Annotated in this window: 15 protein-coding genes; 6 read left to right on the top strand and 9 right to left on the bottom strand. The window is 48.4% G+C overall.

The features are described from left to right. The first annotated feature begins 1 nt into the window (after nt 1). Nucleotides 2-3,172, top strand: a complete 3,171-nt coding sequence (locus tag EHO60_RS12460) for an efflux RND transporter permease subunit (RefSeq protein WP_135768534.1) — start codon at nt 2-4, stop codon at nt 3,170-3,172. Nucleotides 3,173-3,191: 19 nt separating this feature from the next. Here EHO60_RS12460 and EHO60_RS12455 read toward each other — a convergent pair whose 3' ends face one another. From EHO60_RS12455 to epmA, 6 genes are all read right to left on the bottom strand, one after another. Then, entirely contained in the window at nt 3,192-3,458 is a 267-nt protein-coding gene (locus EHO60_RS12455) for a metal-sensing transcriptional repressor (protein ID WP_135768533.1), read from the bottom strand. A gap of 72 nt (nt 3,459-3,530) precedes the next feature. After that, nucleotides 3,531-4,121, bottom strand: coding sequence for a TetR/AcrR family transcriptional regulator (locus tag EHO60_RS12450; RefSeq protein WP_135768532.1), 591 nt, complete (start codon nt 4,119-4,121; stop codon nt 3,531-3,533). Nucleotides 4,122-4,133: 12 nt separating this feature from the next. Further along, a complete protein-coding gene (locus EHO60_RS12445; protein WP_135768531.1) occupies nt 4,134-5,123 on the bottom strand; it encodes an aldo/keto reductase in 990 nt (329 codons plus the stop codon). Between the two features lie 118 nt (nt 5,124-5,241). Further along, complete coding sequence (locus EHO60_RS12440; RefSeq protein ID WP_135768530.1) at nt 5,242-7,506, bottom strand: aconitate hydratase; 2,265 nt, start codon at nt 7,504-7,506, stop codon at nt 5,242-5,244. Between the two features lie 166 nt (nt 7,507-7,672). Continuing rightward, complete coding sequence (locus EHO60_RS12435) at nt 7,673-8,707, bottom strand: OmpA family protein (protein WP_135768529.1); 1,035 nt, start codon at nt 8,705-8,707, stop codon at nt 7,673-7,675. A 128-nt stretch (nt 8,708-8,835) separates the two neighbouring features. Then, nucleotides 8,836-9,828, bottom strand: coding sequence for an EF-P lysine aminoacylase EpmA (epmA, locus tag EHO60_RS12430; protein WP_425460300.1), 993 nt, complete (start codon nt 9,826-9,828; stop codon nt 8,836-8,838). On the opposite strand from epmA, the gene EHO60_RS12425 reads away from it, so the two are divergent. After that, on the top strand, nt 9,811-10,185 hold the full coding sequence (locus EHO60_RS12425; RefSeq protein ID WP_246028300.1) for an STAS domain protein: 375 nt from the start codon (nt 9,811-9,813) through the stop codon (nt 10,183-10,185). The two genes, epmA and EHO60_RS12425, sit on opposite strands and share 18 nt — an antisense overlap. On the opposite strand, the gene EHO60_RS12420 is transcribed toward EHO60_RS12425, so the two are convergent. After that, the gene (locus EHO60_RS12420; protein WP_135768527.1) at nt 10,159-10,605 is read right to left on the bottom strand and encodes a DUF4279 domain-containing protein; all 447 of its coding nucleotides are present in this window, start codon (nt 10,603-10,605) and stop codon (nt 10,159-10,161) included. The genes EHO60_RS12425 and EHO60_RS12420 overlap by 27 nt on opposite strands. A 235-nt stretch (nt 10,606-10,840) precedes the next feature. Here EHO60_RS12420 and EHO60_RS12415 point away from each other — a divergent pair, with 235 nt between their 5' ends. Next, nucleotides 10,841-11,566, top strand: a complete 726-nt coding sequence (locus EHO60_RS12415) for a response regulator transcription factor (protein WP_135768526.1) — start codon at nt 10,841-10,843, stop codon at nt 11,564-11,566. Between the two features lie 112 nt (nt 11,567-11,678). Next, nucleotides 11,679-12,554 carry an enoyl-CoA hydratase/isomerase family protein gene (locus EHO60_RS12410; RefSeq protein ID WP_246028299.1) on the top strand — a complete coding sequence of 292 codons (876 nt, stop codon included), beginning with the start codon at nt 11,679-11,681 and terminating at the stop codon, nt 12,552-12,554. Between the two features lie 22 nt (nt 12,555-12,576). Here the strand turns inward: EHO60_RS12410 and EHO60_RS12405 are convergent, their stop codons facing one another. Together EHO60_RS12405 and EHO60_RS12400 are read right to left on the bottom strand one after the other, a co-directional pair. Next, nucleotides 12,577-12,885 (bottom strand): 4a-hydroxytetrahydrobiopterin dehydratase, encoded by a 309-nt coding sequence (locus EHO60_RS12405; RefSeq protein WP_135768525.1) that lies wholly within the window; start codon nt 12,883-12,885, stop codon nt 12,577-12,579. 25 nt (nt 12,886-12,910) lie between these two features. Continuing rightward, nucleotides 12,911-13,324, bottom strand: a complete 414-nt coding sequence (locus EHO60_RS12400; RefSeq protein WP_135768524.1) for a TraB/GumN family protein — start codon at nt 13,322-13,324, stop codon at nt 12,911-12,913. A gap of 230 nt (nt 13,325-13,554) precedes the next feature. Between EHO60_RS12400 and EHO60_RS12395 the strand changes: the two genes are divergently transcribed. After that, complete coding sequence (locus EHO60_RS12395; RefSeq protein ID WP_135768523.1) at nt 13,555-13,830, top strand: DUF883 family protein; 276 nt, start codon at nt 13,555-13,557, stop codon at nt 13,828-13,830. Nucleotides 13,831-13,844: 14 nt separating this feature from the next. Continuing rightward, a complete protein-coding gene (locus EHO60_RS12390; protein WP_135768522.1) occupies nt 13,845-14,228 on the top strand; it encodes an LBF_4227 family protein in 384 nt (127 codons plus the stop codon). The last annotated feature ends 13 nt before the right edge of the window (nt 14,229-14,241 follow it).

Here is a 14,241-nt window from a genome sequence, read left to right as displayed (position 1 = left end):
AATGAACCATGAATCTAATACTCCCGAATCCGGATTTGCAGGACGAGTGTCCTCTTTTTTCATCAAATCGAAATTGACTCCGGTGTTTTCGATCGCCAGCGTTCTGCTCGGTCTGTTTGCCGTGGCGATGACTCCGAAGGAGGAGGAGCCTCAGATTTCGGTTCCAATGATCGACATCCGGATTGCAAATCCCGGATTCGGACCGAAAGAAACGGAACGCAACGTCGTCGAGCCTATCGAAAGGGCCGTTTGGGGCTTGGAAGGCGTAGAATACGTTTACTCCGCCAGCTCGGATCACGGAGCATTGGTCACGGTACGTTTCAAAGTCGGCGAACCGTTGGAACCGTCCTTGGTAAAAATCCACCATAGCCTGATGGAACTTCGACCTTCCCTACCTCCCAACGTCCAGGAACCGGTGATTCGCTCCTACACGATAGATGACGTTCCCTTTTTGGCCCTCACATTCAGTTCGGCAAAGAGAGACGATTTTTCCCTTCGCACCGCGATCGCTCCGCTTGCTAGGGAATTGTCCAGCACTCCCGATATAGCACGTACGGAATTATTAGGCGGAAGAAAAAAATCGATCCGCGTAGTGGCTGATCCGAATCGGATGCGCCTGCACGGATTAAGCATCTCCGAAATAGCGGAAGGGATCGGAGCAAACAATGCCTTTGTTCTTTCGGGCAAAAATTGGGGAAAAGATTTTCTATACGACGTGGAGGTCGGCACTCCCATCTCCAATAGAACACAGGTAGAGGCCACTCCGATTTCGACGAGAGGAGGCAGAGTCCTCCGCGTCGGTGACGTGGCGGAAACAAAAGAAGGACCGGAAGAAAGAACCCGAGAATCCGTACTCTTGGATAAAAAATTGGGCTCCGAACCGAGAAATGCGGTCACCCTCGTTTTCTCCAAAAGAAAGGGAACGGATATAACGAATCTTTCCAAAGAGTTGATCCAAAGAGCCGAGAATTTTACCGAAGCTCTTCCGAAAGACGTTTCCTTGTCGGTACTGCGGGACTACGGCGCGACAGCGGGGGCTAAATCGAACGAGTTGATAGAGCATTTGTTGATCGCCACGTTTTCCGTCGCCGCTCTAATCGCCTTATGGATGGGTCTACGGGCTTCGTTTATCGTTTCCGTTTCCATTCCCGTCACTTTGGCCTTGACCCTATCTTTATATTACTTTTTGGGATACACGTTGAATCGAGTGACTCTGTTCGCTTTGATCTTCTCGATCGGTATCCTCGTGGACGATGCTATCGTAGTTCTGGAGAATATCGAACGACACCTGAAGTCGAACCCCAAAGGTGCATTCCTGAATACGATCCTTCGCGCGGTAGGCGAAGTAGGAAACCCAACGATACTGGCGACGTTCACGGTGATCGCGGCCATTCTCCCTATGGCGTTCGTACGGGGACTTATGGGTCCGTACATGAAACCCATTCCGGTCGGAGCAAGCCTCGCAATGATTCTTTCTCTCCTGGTCGCCTTCGTAGTGACTCCCTGGGCAGCGAATCGTTTTCTGAAAACCAGTTCCCATCGGAACGACAACGTGAAAACGGAATCCAAACTGAATCGGATCTACGAGAACATAACCGCTTGGCTTTTGTATTCCAGAAAGAACGCGCTTTTATTCGGACTCGCAATTCTAGTCCTATTACTAAGTGCCTTCTCCCTAGTTGCATTAAAATTCGTGAAAGTAAAGATGCTCCCTTTCGATGACAAAGAGGAATTTCAGGTTTTGATCGATTATGAACCGAGGACCACCTTGGAAGAGTCGATGAGATCTTCCAAGGAACTTGCCAAAATCATAGCCTCCGATAGGAATGTGGAAAAAGTGCAGATTTTCGTAGGAGATTCGGCACCTTTCTCTTTTTCAGGAATGGTCAAACATAGTTTTCTCAGGAGTAAGGAATGGCAGGCGGATCTTCACGTCGTCCTGACTCCCAAAAAAGAAAGAAAATCGAAAAGTCACTCTATCATAGAATCCTTAAGACCTCCGATATCGAAGTTCGGAAAAGAGCATAACGCTGTGACCAAGGTTCTGGAAATTCCCCCCGGGCCTCCCGTGCTCGCCACCTTTGTCGCGGAAGTCTATGGACCTACGGAAGAGATCCGTCGCGATATCGCTTCCGAACTTCTGGACCTTCTCCGGACACAAAAAGGAACAGCGGACATCGATTCGAGCCTTAGATTACAGAGACCCAGCGTCCTTTATCCGTTCGATTATAGGACGGCAGGAGCCTTAGGAGTCAAGGCATCCACCCTCGCCCGGAACGCCAATCTGGTCTTCAGAGAAACGGAACTTTTGTCCCTCTCTAATACGGACTCTCCGGAGGAGGTACCTGTTTCGCTTTCCCTTTCGGATTCCGCCCGCAGTTCCAAAAATCCTTTTATAGGTTTGAATCTTTCCACCATGCAAAGCGGAACCGTATCCGCGGAGAAAACCGTAGGGCCTTCGGCCATCCGAAACAATCGGACACTGCACCGGAAAAATCTCAGATCCTTGGAATACGTTACGGCGGAATTTACGGGAAAAGAGGAAGCTCCCGTGTACGGAATCCTGAATCTTTCGGATCAGGTAAAATATCCGACCGCCACCCTCGAAGCTCCTCCCTCCAACGGATCACCGACCGTCAAGTGGGATGGAGAATGGTTCATTACGTACGAAGTGTTCAGAGATCTAGGAATCGCGTTCGCCGTCGTAATGGTGATCATCTATCTGTTGGTTCTGGGATGGTTTCAGGATTATATGATCCCGTTGATCATCATGGCTCCCATCCCTATATCGTTGATCGGGATTCTACCCGGACATTGGATTACCGGAGCGTATTTTACGGCAACCTCTATGATCGGATTCATCGCCGGAGCCGGGATCATAGTGCGGAACTCGATCATTTTGGTCGATTTCATCCGAACGGAAACGGAAACAGGGATAGAGTTAAAACGAGCGGTCATCAACGCCGGCTTAGTCAGATTCCGTCCCATGCTTTTGACTGCTTCCGCTGTGGTCGTCGGAAGCTCCGTTATGCTCTTTGATCCGATTTTTCAGGGCCTCGCGGTTTCCCTGATTTTCGGAGAGATCGCGGCGACCTTATTGAGCCGGTTTTCGATCCCGGCACTATATTATTGGTTCTTAATGGGAAAAAGACAAAAAGCCGCAGTACAATAACCCGAGGAACGGAGGAAGGTCAGATGGAGAATGCGGTCCGGATCGCCTTTCTTACGTTCTCCTTAATATTCGAGCTCCCTCTCTTTTCCGTAAAACATTTGTCCATGTACGCGTGCATATACGCTTCCCCGAATTTTTTCAAAGCCTGACTGGATGCTTTTAATTGCATCAGGGTTTTTTCACAATCCGCCTTGTCGTCGAAGAGACCTTTTTCGATCGCTTCTAATTGGCCTTGAATCCTATGGATTCTATGTACTAGTTGAGTCCGAACGTCGATTTCCTTCATTATCCTATACCCTTATGGGTATTATCCTGACGGATAGCCCGGATTCGTCAAGGATTCCTAGAACGGAAAGGATTATGCGATCCCTTTCAATAGAACTTCTACGACCTGTTTTAACAAAGGTTCACGATCCGATTCCAGATGATCCAAAACCAGTTTCGGGTGATGGAATCCGAGGGTTCCTTGAAACAGAACCGAAGCGAGGACTTTGGGGTCCTTCTTCGAAAACTCGCCCGAACGGATCCCGGATTCCAAAATGGATCGCAATTGATCCAGGGCGTTCTCGAGGTGACGGACGACGACCGGACGTCTCAACTCCGCGGAGGTATTGAAGGCTCGGTACAACTCGGGATCCATCGAAACTTTCTCCCGTTTGAGGCGGTGCAAAGCGAGAAACCAGGAATGCAAACGCTGCTTTGCGGTCCCTTTTTTGGAAGCGATCCCTGCAAGCTCTTCGTCGATCCGGTTCAACCAACGCTCCGAGACCGCGTCCACTAGGGCCGCCTTATCCGGGAACAATCTATATAGGATCGGATGACTTACCCCGATTTCTTTGGCGATATCCACAAGATGGGTCTTGTCAAACCCATACTTGCGGATCATCTTTTCTGCCGTATCCAAAGCGGTTTGTTTTAATTCTTCCTGGGATAGGCCGGTCCTTGGCATGCTTCCTTCTTTCTACTTGGCGACCATACCCATCTGAGGTGCGGGGTATCTGTCCCCCGAAATGGCTCCCTCCGCAAAGGTTCGATCTAATTTTTCAAGCTCCTCCGAGGTCAGAGGAACTTCAAGTGCTTTTAAGTTTTCGGCTAGCCTTTCCCGCTTGCTCGTACTGATCAAGGGAACGATGTCCTCTCCTCTGGATAGTACCCAAGCGATGGCGATCTGAGCCGCAGTACAGCCTTTCGAATTCGCCAAATCCTGTAGAATCGTGACCCGTTCCAAATTCTTGGCGAGATTCTCTCCTTGAAACCTTGGTAAATGATTTCGATAATCGGATTGAGGCAAACCGCCGAAAATATTCCCCGTCAAGAGACCTCTCCCCACGATGCCGTAAGGTACAAGACCTATCCCTAACTCGCGGATCGTAGGAAGGATATTCGTTTCGATCAACCGAGTCGCCAAAGAGTATTCGATCTGAAGAGCGCTTACCGGATGAACGCTATGCGCTCTCCGGATCTGCTCCGCATTCGCCTCCGAAAGACCCAAATATCTTACTTTGCCTTCCTTGATCAGATCAGCCACGGCGCCTACCGTATCTTCGATCGGAACCGAAGGATCCACACGGGCCGGTTGGTACAAATCGATGACTTCCACTCCGAGTCTCTGTAGAGAATAAGCGGCAAACGTTTTCACCGCGTTAGGTCTCGTATCGAAGCCTAAAAACGCTCCATTATGGGAACGTAATGCACCGAACTTCACGCTTAAAAAAGCCTTGTCTCTTCTATCCCGGATCGCGGCGGCCACTAGGAGTTCGTTATGCCCCATCCCGTAAAAGTCGCCGGTGTCCAGATAATCGATACCCGCATCCAAAGCAGCGTGAATCGTGGAAATACTTTCCCGATCGTCGCGTGTCGCCTTAGAACCGTAAAAGTCGGACATGCCCATGCAGCCCAAACCGACCGAGGATACTTCGGGTCCGTTCTTACCTAATTTTTTCCGTTTCATGCCGTCCTCCAAAAGTTACATGTTATGATTTTTATAACTTGTAACTTTCGAAAGTCAAGCAATCTTCAAAAGGATGAAAGGTGCCGATTTGACAGTCGGCACCTTTGTTTTTACTCTCTTACTTCTTTTTCCCGCCGATCAGATTCAAAGCACTGCCCGCCTTAAACCATTCGATCTGTTGTTCGTTATAAGTATGGTTCGCTTTGATCTCTTCCGAGGATCCGCCCGCGTGGTGGAGGACCAAGGTCAACGGAACTCCTTCCTGAAAGCCCAGTAGTCCGGAGATATCGATCGTATCGTCTTCCTGGATCTTGTCGTAATCGGCCTTGTCCGCGAACGTCAAAGCGAGCATTCCTTGCTTCTTCAGGTTGGTTTCGTGGATTCGCGCAAAGGATTTTACCAGCACGGCACGGACTCCGAGATGGCGGGGTTCCATTGCCGCGTGTTCTCGGGAAGAACCTTCTCCGTAGTTCTCATCGCCTACTACCAAAGAGCCGATCCCTTTTGCCTTATATTGGCGCTGCACTTTCGGAACTTCGTCGTACGATCCGTCCAACTGGTTCTTAACGGAATTCGTCTTACTGTTAAACGCATTCGTCGCGCCTATCAAAAGGTTATTGGAAATATTGTCCAAGTGACCGCGGAACTTCAACCAAGGGCCGGCCATGGAAATATGGTCCGTGGTACATTTGCCTTTCGCTTTGATCAAAAGTTTCAATCCTTTCAGATCGGTTCCTTCCCATTTCGTAAAAGGAGCCAGCAACTGTAAGCGGTTGGAATTGGGATCGACCACCACTTGGATTTTGGAACCGTCCGGAGCAGGCGCCTGAAAACCGGCATCTTTGACATCGAATCCCCGTTTCGGCAACTCGTCTCCGTTCGGTGGATCCAGTTTTACTCTTTCACCCTTATCGTTTACGAGAGTGTCTTTGTTCGGATCGAAAGTCAGATCCCCGGCGATTGCAAGCGCGGTTACCAATTCGGGAGAAGCGACGAAAGCGAAGGTATTCGGGTTTCCGTCGTTTCTAGATTGGAAATTCCGATTGAAGGAATGCACGATGGTGTTCTTTTCCTTCTTCTCGGCTCCTACGCGAGACCACATACCGATGCAAGGACCGCAAGCATTCGCAAAAACCTTTGCGCCGATTTTTTCGAAGGTTTGAATGAACCCGTCCCTTTCGATGGTAAAGCGCACCTGCTCCGAGCCGGGCGTAATCGTGAATTCGGCCTTCGGGGTCAGCGATTTTTCCACTGCTTGGTTTGCCAAGGAAGCGGCACGGGAAATATCCTCATACGATGAGTTCGTGCAGGAACCGATGAGTCCGACTTCCACCTTGGTGGGCCATCCGTTTTTCTCGGCTTCTTGTTTCATTTTGGAAATGGGTGTCGCCAAATCCGGAGTAAAAGGACCGTTTACGTGCGGCTCCAATTCGCTCAAATTGATCTCGATGACTTGGTCGAAGTATTTTTCCGGACTTGCATATACTTCCGGGTCCGCAGTCAAGTGTTCCTTGATACCGTTGGCAAGGTCCGCAATCGCGGCACGACCAGTGGAACGAAGATAACGTTCCATGGATTCGTCGTAACCGAAGGTGGAAGTGGTAGCGCCGATCTCCGCTCCCATATTGCAGATCGTTCCCTTTCCGGTGCAGGAAAGAGAAGTTGCCCCTTCTCCGAAATATTCCACAATCGCGCCTGTTCCTCCTTTTACGGTAAGGATGCCGGCTACTTTTAAGATTACGTCTTTCGCTGAAGTCCAACCGTTTAACTTACCGGTCAGTTTGACTCCGATCAACTTCGGCCATTTCAATTCCCAAGCCAGCCCAGCCATCACGTCGCAGGCGTCCGCTCCTCCGACTCCGATCGCGACCATTCCCAATCCGCCCGCATTTACGGTGTGGGAATCCGTTCCGATCATCATCCCTCCAGGGAATGCGTAATTTTCCAGAACAACCTGGTGAATGATCCCTGCACCCGGTTTCCAAAATCCGATACCGTACTTGTTGGAAACGGAGGAAAGAAAATCGTAAACCTCTTTGTTTTCCGAGGCGGCCTTATTTAAGTCCACAGAAGAACCGATCTGAGCGGTGATCAAATGATCGCAATGCACTGTGGAAGGAACGGCCACCTTTTCTCTTCCCGCGGACATAAACTGAAGGAGAGCCATTTGAGCGGTAGCGTCCTGCATGGCCACTCTGTCCGGAGCGAAATCCACATAGGACTTTCCTCGTTCGAACGCGTGCGAGGGTTCTCCGTTCCAAAGGTGGGAATACAGAATTTTTTCGGTCAAGGTCAGAGGTTTGCCCACTACCTGCCTAGCTTTTTTTACCAAGGTCCCGATCTTGTCGTACCGTGCGCGGATCATATCTATATCAAATGCCATTGTTATCTCCGGGAGTTGGTTTCATCGTCCTCGGACCTAGGGTACTTGTATAGGATTTTTCAGACGGAGAGGGATTTTTGGAAATCGCGGAGGTACGAAACGAAAAGAGGCTCCGATCTAAGTCTAAGATTAGAGAACTAGGCCGTACCCTTTAAAATTTCGGAATCTATTCGACGATCCGGATTTCCACTCGGCGATTCTCATGGCGGCCGGCTTCGGAGGAATTGTCCGCTACCGGCTCGGTGGCTCCTTTGGCTTGGATCGAAATTCTCTGAGCGGGAACCCCGTTCCCCAAAAGATAATCCCGAACCATTTCCGCACGGAGCAGAGAGACTTTCCGATTCGCCTCTTCGGAACCTTCGTTGGACGTATGCCCTGTCAGGGTAATCTTAAGTTCCGGTTTCCTCTTTAGGAGGCGGGAGAGGTGATCTAGAGTTTTGCGGGAAGAAGAAGTTACGGAAATACTGTTCTTTTCGAATCGAACGGGAGAAGATTCCACGCCTTTTGCGATTTCTCCATCCTTTCCTTCCAGTTTTGCGGACTTCTCCTTCGTTCCCGAAAACAGCTGGAAGACTCCTTTTTCCGAGGAATCTTGTTCGGATGGCGTACTGTCCGTTTTTTTCTCTTTCGGAACTCTCTTTTCGTTCTCCTTTTCGACCTTGGACGCGATTTTCTTTTTTGGATTTTGATCCGGGGTTCCGAACGCGTAATAAATTCCGATCCCGATTCCCGTCAAAATCAGGACGGATAAAAGTAAGATCGGAATTCCGCTCCTGTTCCGGGGTTTTCCGGCAGAAGGTGTAGGGATATAATTCGTGTATCCGGAGTAGCTGTTGTCCGCTTCCACGGATGCCGGAGCTAGGCTGGCAGCCTCATCGGGGGTGGTATAGATTTCCTCCGCTTCCTCCTCCGCAGACTGAGCTTTTGCGGATTTTTCTCCCGCCCATTTTCTAATTTCCGACCGGAACCATTCGTCGGCCTTGTCCGTAAATTTATAATTTTCCCGGATATGCTCTATGGTTTTCTTTTCGATATCCGTATAAGTGTCGTTATCTTTTACCGCACTCAGTAGTTTCTTGGCGTCGTTGACGGAAATGCGTCCGTCTTTTTTCCCGGATACGGAACTTTCGGCGATTTCAATCAGGCTGCGATCGTATTTCTTTCCGTTGATGGTGACGTAATAATTCTTTTTTTTTGCCATGTTCCGTTCGTCCCGTAGTAGAGTACTCGGAGAGTGAATCCGTGCAACCAAAGTTTTGCGATTCTATTTTGAATATCGAACCGGAGAAAGGGGAATCTTAAACCAATTTACTCCTCGATCCGAGATTCTTACCGGTCTAGACGGGCCCAATACGGACTGACGCGGGCAAGAGTTTCCTCTCCTTGCAGAGTCAAAAACAATCGATCCAGTCCGATCGCATTGCCGGAGCAGGCGGGCAGCCCCTGATCCAGGGCTCCCAAAAATTCTTCGTCGATCGGAAACGCCTCCTTGCCCAACTTTTCCCGTAATTTCCTTTCCGAGGAAAAACGGAGGCGCTGTTCCGTCGGATCCGAGAGCTCGAAAAAACCGTTCCCCAATTCCAAACTTCCGAAGTACGTTTCAAAACGTTTGGCGCATCCGTCCTCTATTCTTGCCAAAGCGGCCATTTCCGGAGGATAGTCGTACAAAAATTGGAATTCCGATGGAAGACTAGGTTCCACAAAGTTCAGAAAAACCAGATAAAAACAATCCTCGTATTCCAGCTCCTCCAAGGGCAATCGAGTCAAAGAAGAAGCGACGATTTTTTCCTCTAAAGAAGATCTGTCCCAGTCGCAACCCGCGATTGTTTTTAAAAGTTCCCTCACGCTCCTTCTCGGAATTTTTTTCTCCCCACTCCCGAGGATCCGATTCAGATCCACGGCTCTTAGGAAATTCTCCGTGAGATCCATCAATCCATTCAGATCAATCCGAGTCCGATAAAATTCCAACATCAGAAATTCCGCGGTGTGGAAACGGCTCCCTTTTTCTCCCGACCGGAACGTATGACTGATTTCGTACACCTTTTCCAGCCCCGCAGACAAAGCCTGCTTCAGGGAATATTCTGGAGAAGTGATCAGGTATCCCGATTCTTGTCCGGAAGGGGAACGGACCGAAAACGGATCCAAATGAGGCTCCATCCCGGGCACTTTTTTGAGACAAGGAGTGTCGATCTCCAGGAAATTTTCGGATGAAAAAAAGTCCCTCACCGATTTCAAGAACCGAGCTCGAGCTTCCATGGTCGTTCTGGAGGTAAGGTTCATGGATCGTATCTCTCCATATCGGACTTGCAGACTTCCCGCTATCGAATCAATCTGTTCGTACGGACTCCCGCTTTGGAACAGATTCGCAGATACTCCTATTTCGAAATCCGAAAAAAAAGCAAAGTAGTGGAAATCGAGCCCTTATCCGGCATGTTGGAAGGAGAAGCCTCCAAAGAATTCCAATCAGCTCTCGCCATGGCATTTTACGAATCCAGCAGGCACGTCAAATTGGAATTGGGCAACGTCAAAACTCCGTCCATCGCCACCCTCGAAAAATTGGTCAAATACGCGCTGGATTTAAGGGAAAAGAAAAGGGTATTCATCTTTTCCCATCCTTCCCTTCCGATTCGAAAATACCTGGAAAGATTTCGATTAACGGAGATTATTCTGATCCTCTGACCTTCTTCCTCTCTCCTGAAGTCTCCAGGCTTGGAAGGCGATTTTCAGACCTAAATTTCCGAGCAAAAGCAGTAGTTTGGAATCCAACGAAGCTTCCTCCATACGACCGTCGTTATATTCCACGGAACAATACAATACGGCTCGGTGTCTCTCACATACGGATTTGAACTCCTTACGATGGGGAGAGATTCTTTCTATCAATTCCCAGATATGTTCCTCTAGGGGAAGGTTCGCGTCCTTTTTGGAATGGATTTGCCAGAGAGGAGAACTGACCGGCTCTCCCGAAATTCCCTCCACGGTTCCGGGAACCGGCAAGTCCGGTCTGATTCCGGTTTGACGGGTGATTTCATGAACGTCTAAACCGGGTTCCGAGATGGCGATCAAAGCCCAGGATCTAGGATTCCTATCGGTGAAACTCATTCGAAATATACCGCCTTCCAGGTCGAGTTGCCTGGGACAAAAATTCAAAAATCATATGACACAGCTTGATCTCAAATTTCCTAGATTTTAGTTCTTTTAAACATCGTTTTTTTCCGAAAAATCGGCATTTTTCACGTGAATTCCTCGGTTCTTAATTTTTGTTTTGAAGCATTTTTCATGGGAAGAATATGTTGTATTCAGGTTAAATTTTCCATCAAATTCACTTGAGGTATTTATGAAGAACATTTTGGTCATCGAAGACGATCCGGATATCGGAAACCTCATCCGCAAGTCTTTGGATTCGGCCCATTATAAAACCACGATACAAACCTCCGGGGAGGAAGGCCTGAAATATTATAAGGCAAACCATCCTGATCTTCTAATATTAGACCTCTCTCTTCCTGATATAGACGGCATGGACGTTTGTCGCACCGTCAGAAGGTCGGATGAAAACACTCCGATCTTCATCGTTACCGCTCGTAACGAGGAAATAGATCGCATTATGGGATTGGAATTGGGCGCCGACGACTATATTACGAAACCCTTTTCCGTCAGGGAGCTCAAGACGAGAGTGGACGTCTTCTTCCGTCGATGGGACAAAAAAGCCGGAATCAAACCCAATTTGGGAAGCGGAGGAGAAATCATCCGCGGCAATCTCAAGATAGATCCGGTTCGTCGCAGGGTGACTCTGAAAGACCAAGTCATCAATATTTCCCGCAAAGAATTCGACATACTGCAACTCATGGCTACCGCTCCCGGAAAAGTCTTCTCCCGGGAAATGATTTTGGAAGCCGTTTGGGGAATGGAATGGGACGGATTCGAACGGATGATCGATTCGCATATCAAACGGATCCGATCGAAGTTGGAAAAAAACTCCGCTCAGCCGGAATGGATCGAAACGATCTGGGGAATCGGATATCGCTTTACGGACAATTACGATAATATCGTGATCCCCGAATAAAATCTCCCCAAAAATCGAATCCATTTCAGAAAAGGCCCTCCGGGCCTTTTTCTTTTGAATCGACGAACGACATTCGTTATGTTTCGGATTCCACTTGAAAGAATCGGAGCCTATGTCAGTTCGTCAAAAAGGAACGAAAAAGCAGGTGATCGACTATCGTTCCAGCAAGCTTGTTAGTTTGAGTGCAAAAGGATTTACGATGAAGAATATTAAAATCGAAGAAAAGGAATCTTTGGCTTGGATCTGGTTGGACCGTGCGCCTTCCAACGAAATGACCGAGGAATTGATGGACGAATTGATCGAAGCCCATCGGATTCTGGGAGAGAAAAAAAGCGTAAGAGCCGTTCTCATCGGATCCAAACACGAGAAATTCTTTTCCAACGGCCTGGATCCTAGATACATGCTGGAGCGTTCCGCGAACGACCGCATCAAAGTCTTTGCGAAACTTTTCGATATGATGCGGGTGATCTACACTTTTCCGAAACCGGAAGTCACGGTGATCAACGGACACGCGATGGCTGGCGGAGCTGTGTTAGGCATTTTGACGGACTTCCGATTTATGAGCGACGGGAAAGCGAGATACTGTTTTTCGGAAGTGCTGGTCGGATTGACCATCCCTCCTACCCTGCTAAACATCGTCGAATCGGTGGTGGGAAAAGGAAAACTGAAAGACGTAGCGATGCTGGGAACCGCATACAAACCGGAGGAAGCGAAAGCGATCGGACTCGTGGACCAGATCTTTCCGGCCGCGGAATTGCATAAAAAATCGGAGGATTATATGTTAAACATGTTGAATCTTCCACAGGCAAGCCTGGAATCCCTGAAAAAAAGCATTAGAAAAAACTTAATCTTGGAGTTCGACGCTCCGACGGATCATCTGATCCAGGAATTCAAACCTTTCGTTTCCGGAAATTTCGACGAAGGATTGAAAGCGGTCTTGGAAAGAAGAAAACCGAAATTCGACCAAGAGATTCGAGCGGTCCGTTAAGCGGCCGCTTTGCCGAATCCGATTAAAGTCGGACGTTTTCGTACGCTCTTTCTGCGAACGCCACGAACTCCAGATCCAGGTCGGACAGCCCTTGCAAAGAATGCGTGAAGATCTCGACGTTCACGCTTCCGTAAAATACTCCTAGGTCCGGATGGTGATCCAGTCGTTCCGCTTCTTTCGCCAATTCGTTTACGAAACGGATCCCCGCAGAATATTGCGAAAACGAATACTTCTTACGAAGTCGGGGAATTTCATCCACGATAAAGATTTCCCAACCCTTCGGCAGTTTCCGCCGGACCTCGTCCGGATCCATTTTTTTCGCGTTGCTCATGACAAGAGATTCGCCGGATCAAAAATCAAAGCACTTTCTTCAAAGCCAGTTTGATTTTCTCCGCGTCGTCGATCGCACCGTTGGATAGAGAACCGGCTCTCGCCATGAGATTTACTGCGCCGTCCATCCTGGCTTTCAGTTCCTCTATCTTGTGGAGCTGGTCGTTCAGAAAGGCCAACTTGGACTCCAATTCCATTTCCTTCCGTTCCAAAAGAAGTTTGTAATTTTCCAATTCCTGGATTTTTTTACGGGTCTTCTTGGCTTCGGTGTCGACATCTTTGCGATAATATTTTTCCAGTTCCTTCTCGGCCTGAACATGGCGGTCGGACTCCGCCTTGAACTCGCGTTTCAAGTGCTTCATCGCTTGTCGATAAGCACGGTTATAAATCCTTTGTCTTTGTTTCCGGCGGATTTTAGCGATTTTGGTGAAGAGATTCATAGCGCATCCCCTAATGAAAATCTATGATGTCGATCGGGTTTCGCTTGAGAGAGAAATCGCCCGCATAGGGACTCCCCGATGACCATGCTGTCAATATTAGAGGAATTTTCGATCGAATTCTCTCAAATTTTGGATCTAGAAAAATGATTTTATTCGTCGTTTTTGACGAATTTGGAAAGTTCTTGAAATCAGAATCCGATCCTCTAATACAAGACTCTGGAGGTTCTTTTATGTCCAATGCAGAAAGCCTGAACCAGGAACTGGAATCCCTGAAGGAAAAGGCGAAAAAAATCACGGGAAAAGCGAGAGAGGAATATTTGGAACACGTATCAGATCTAAAAGAGCGCCTGAAACAAGTAACGGGCGAAACCAGTGAAAGAGCGAAGCAGATCATCGATCAAACCGGCGTCTATATCAAGGAAAATCCGCAAAAAGCCGCACTGATCGGACTGGGAGTCGGAGTTGGGTTAGGTCTGCTCGTCGGACTTTTGATTCGTAGGAAATAAAGAGGCATTTTCGGTTGGCCCGCAAAAGAGAAAAATCCCATACGGCTGATACGGAAACTCCGCCGAAAGAAGCCGGAGGTTTTTTCGAAAATTTCGAATTAAGAAATCATCTCCTCTCTTTGATCGATTCCTTCCTGGAATACATCGAAACCCTCCTACTGTATCTTAGAAAATCTGCACAAGTAAAGATCAAACAGGGCCTCCAGGCCTATCTATTTCTGAAGATCAGCCTCTATTTTTTAGGAATAGGAGTTCTGTTTTTCCTGGCCGCCGTATTCCTCTTCTTCTTGAAAACGTTCGGCGGGGACTTCCTACTTGCTTCCCTCGGAACCGGCGGCGTTTGTATCTTTTTTTCCTTCCTCTCCTTGGGAATCGCAGCTTCGAGATTCAAGAATTAAGACCTTAGAAAGG

Origin of the sequence: Leptospira fletcheri (assembly GCF_004769195.1) — a bacterium.
Classification (GTDB): domain Bacteria; phylum Spirochaetota; class Leptospiria; order Leptospirales; family Leptospiraceae; genus Leptospira_B; species Leptospira_B fletcheri.
This window is presented reverse-complemented; position numbering and strand designations above follow the sequence as displayed.

Bases quoted from the DNA above. Each gene is read 5' to 3' on its own strand.
- EHO60_RS12460 (WP_135768534.1), top strand. From the start codon at position 2: ATGAACCATGAATCTAATACTCCCGAATCCGGATTTGCAGGACGAGTG.
- EHO60_RS12455 (WP_135768533.1), bottom strand. From the start codon at position 3,458: ATGAAGGAAATCGACGTTCGGACTCAACTAGTACATAGAATCCATAGG.
- EHO60_RS12450 (WP_135768532.1), bottom strand. From the start codon at position 4,121: ATGCCAAGGACCGGCCTATCCCAGGAAGAATTAAAACAAACCGCTTTG.
- EHO60_RS12445 (WP_135768531.1), bottom strand. From the start codon at position 5,123: ATGAAACGGAAAAAATTAGGTAAGAACGGACCCGAAGTATCCTCGGTC.
- EHO60_RS12440 (WP_135768530.1), bottom strand. From the start codon at position 7,506: ATGGCATTTGATATAGATATGATCCGCGCACGGTACGACAAGATCGGG.
- EHO60_RS12435 (WP_135768529.1), bottom strand. From the start codon at position 8,707: ATGGCAAAAAAAAAGAATTATTACGTCACCATCAACGGAAAGAAATAC.
- EHO60_RS12420 (WP_135768527.1), bottom strand. From the start codon at position 10,605: ATGAGTTTCACCGATAGGAATCCTAGATCCTGGGCTTTGATCGCCATC.
- EHO60_RS12415 (WP_135768526.1), top strand. From the start codon at position 10,841: ATGAAGAACATTTTGGTCATCGAAGACGATCCGGATATCGGAAACCTC.
- EHO60_RS12410 (WP_246028299.1), top strand. From the start codon at position 11,679: ATGTCAGTTCGTCAAAAAGGAACGAAAAAGCAGGTGATCGACTATCGT.
- EHO60_RS12405 (WP_135768525.1), bottom strand. From the start codon at position 12,885: ATGAGCAACGCGAAAAAAATGGATCCGGACGAGGTCCGGCGGAAACTG.
- EHO60_RS12400 (WP_135768524.1), bottom strand. From the start codon at position 13,324: ATGAATCTCTTCACCAAAATCGCTAAAATCCGCCGGAAACAAAGACAA.
- EHO60_RS12395 (WP_135768523.1), top strand. From the start codon at position 13,555: ATGTCCAATGCAGAAAGCCTGAACCAGGAACTGGAATCCCTGAAGGAA.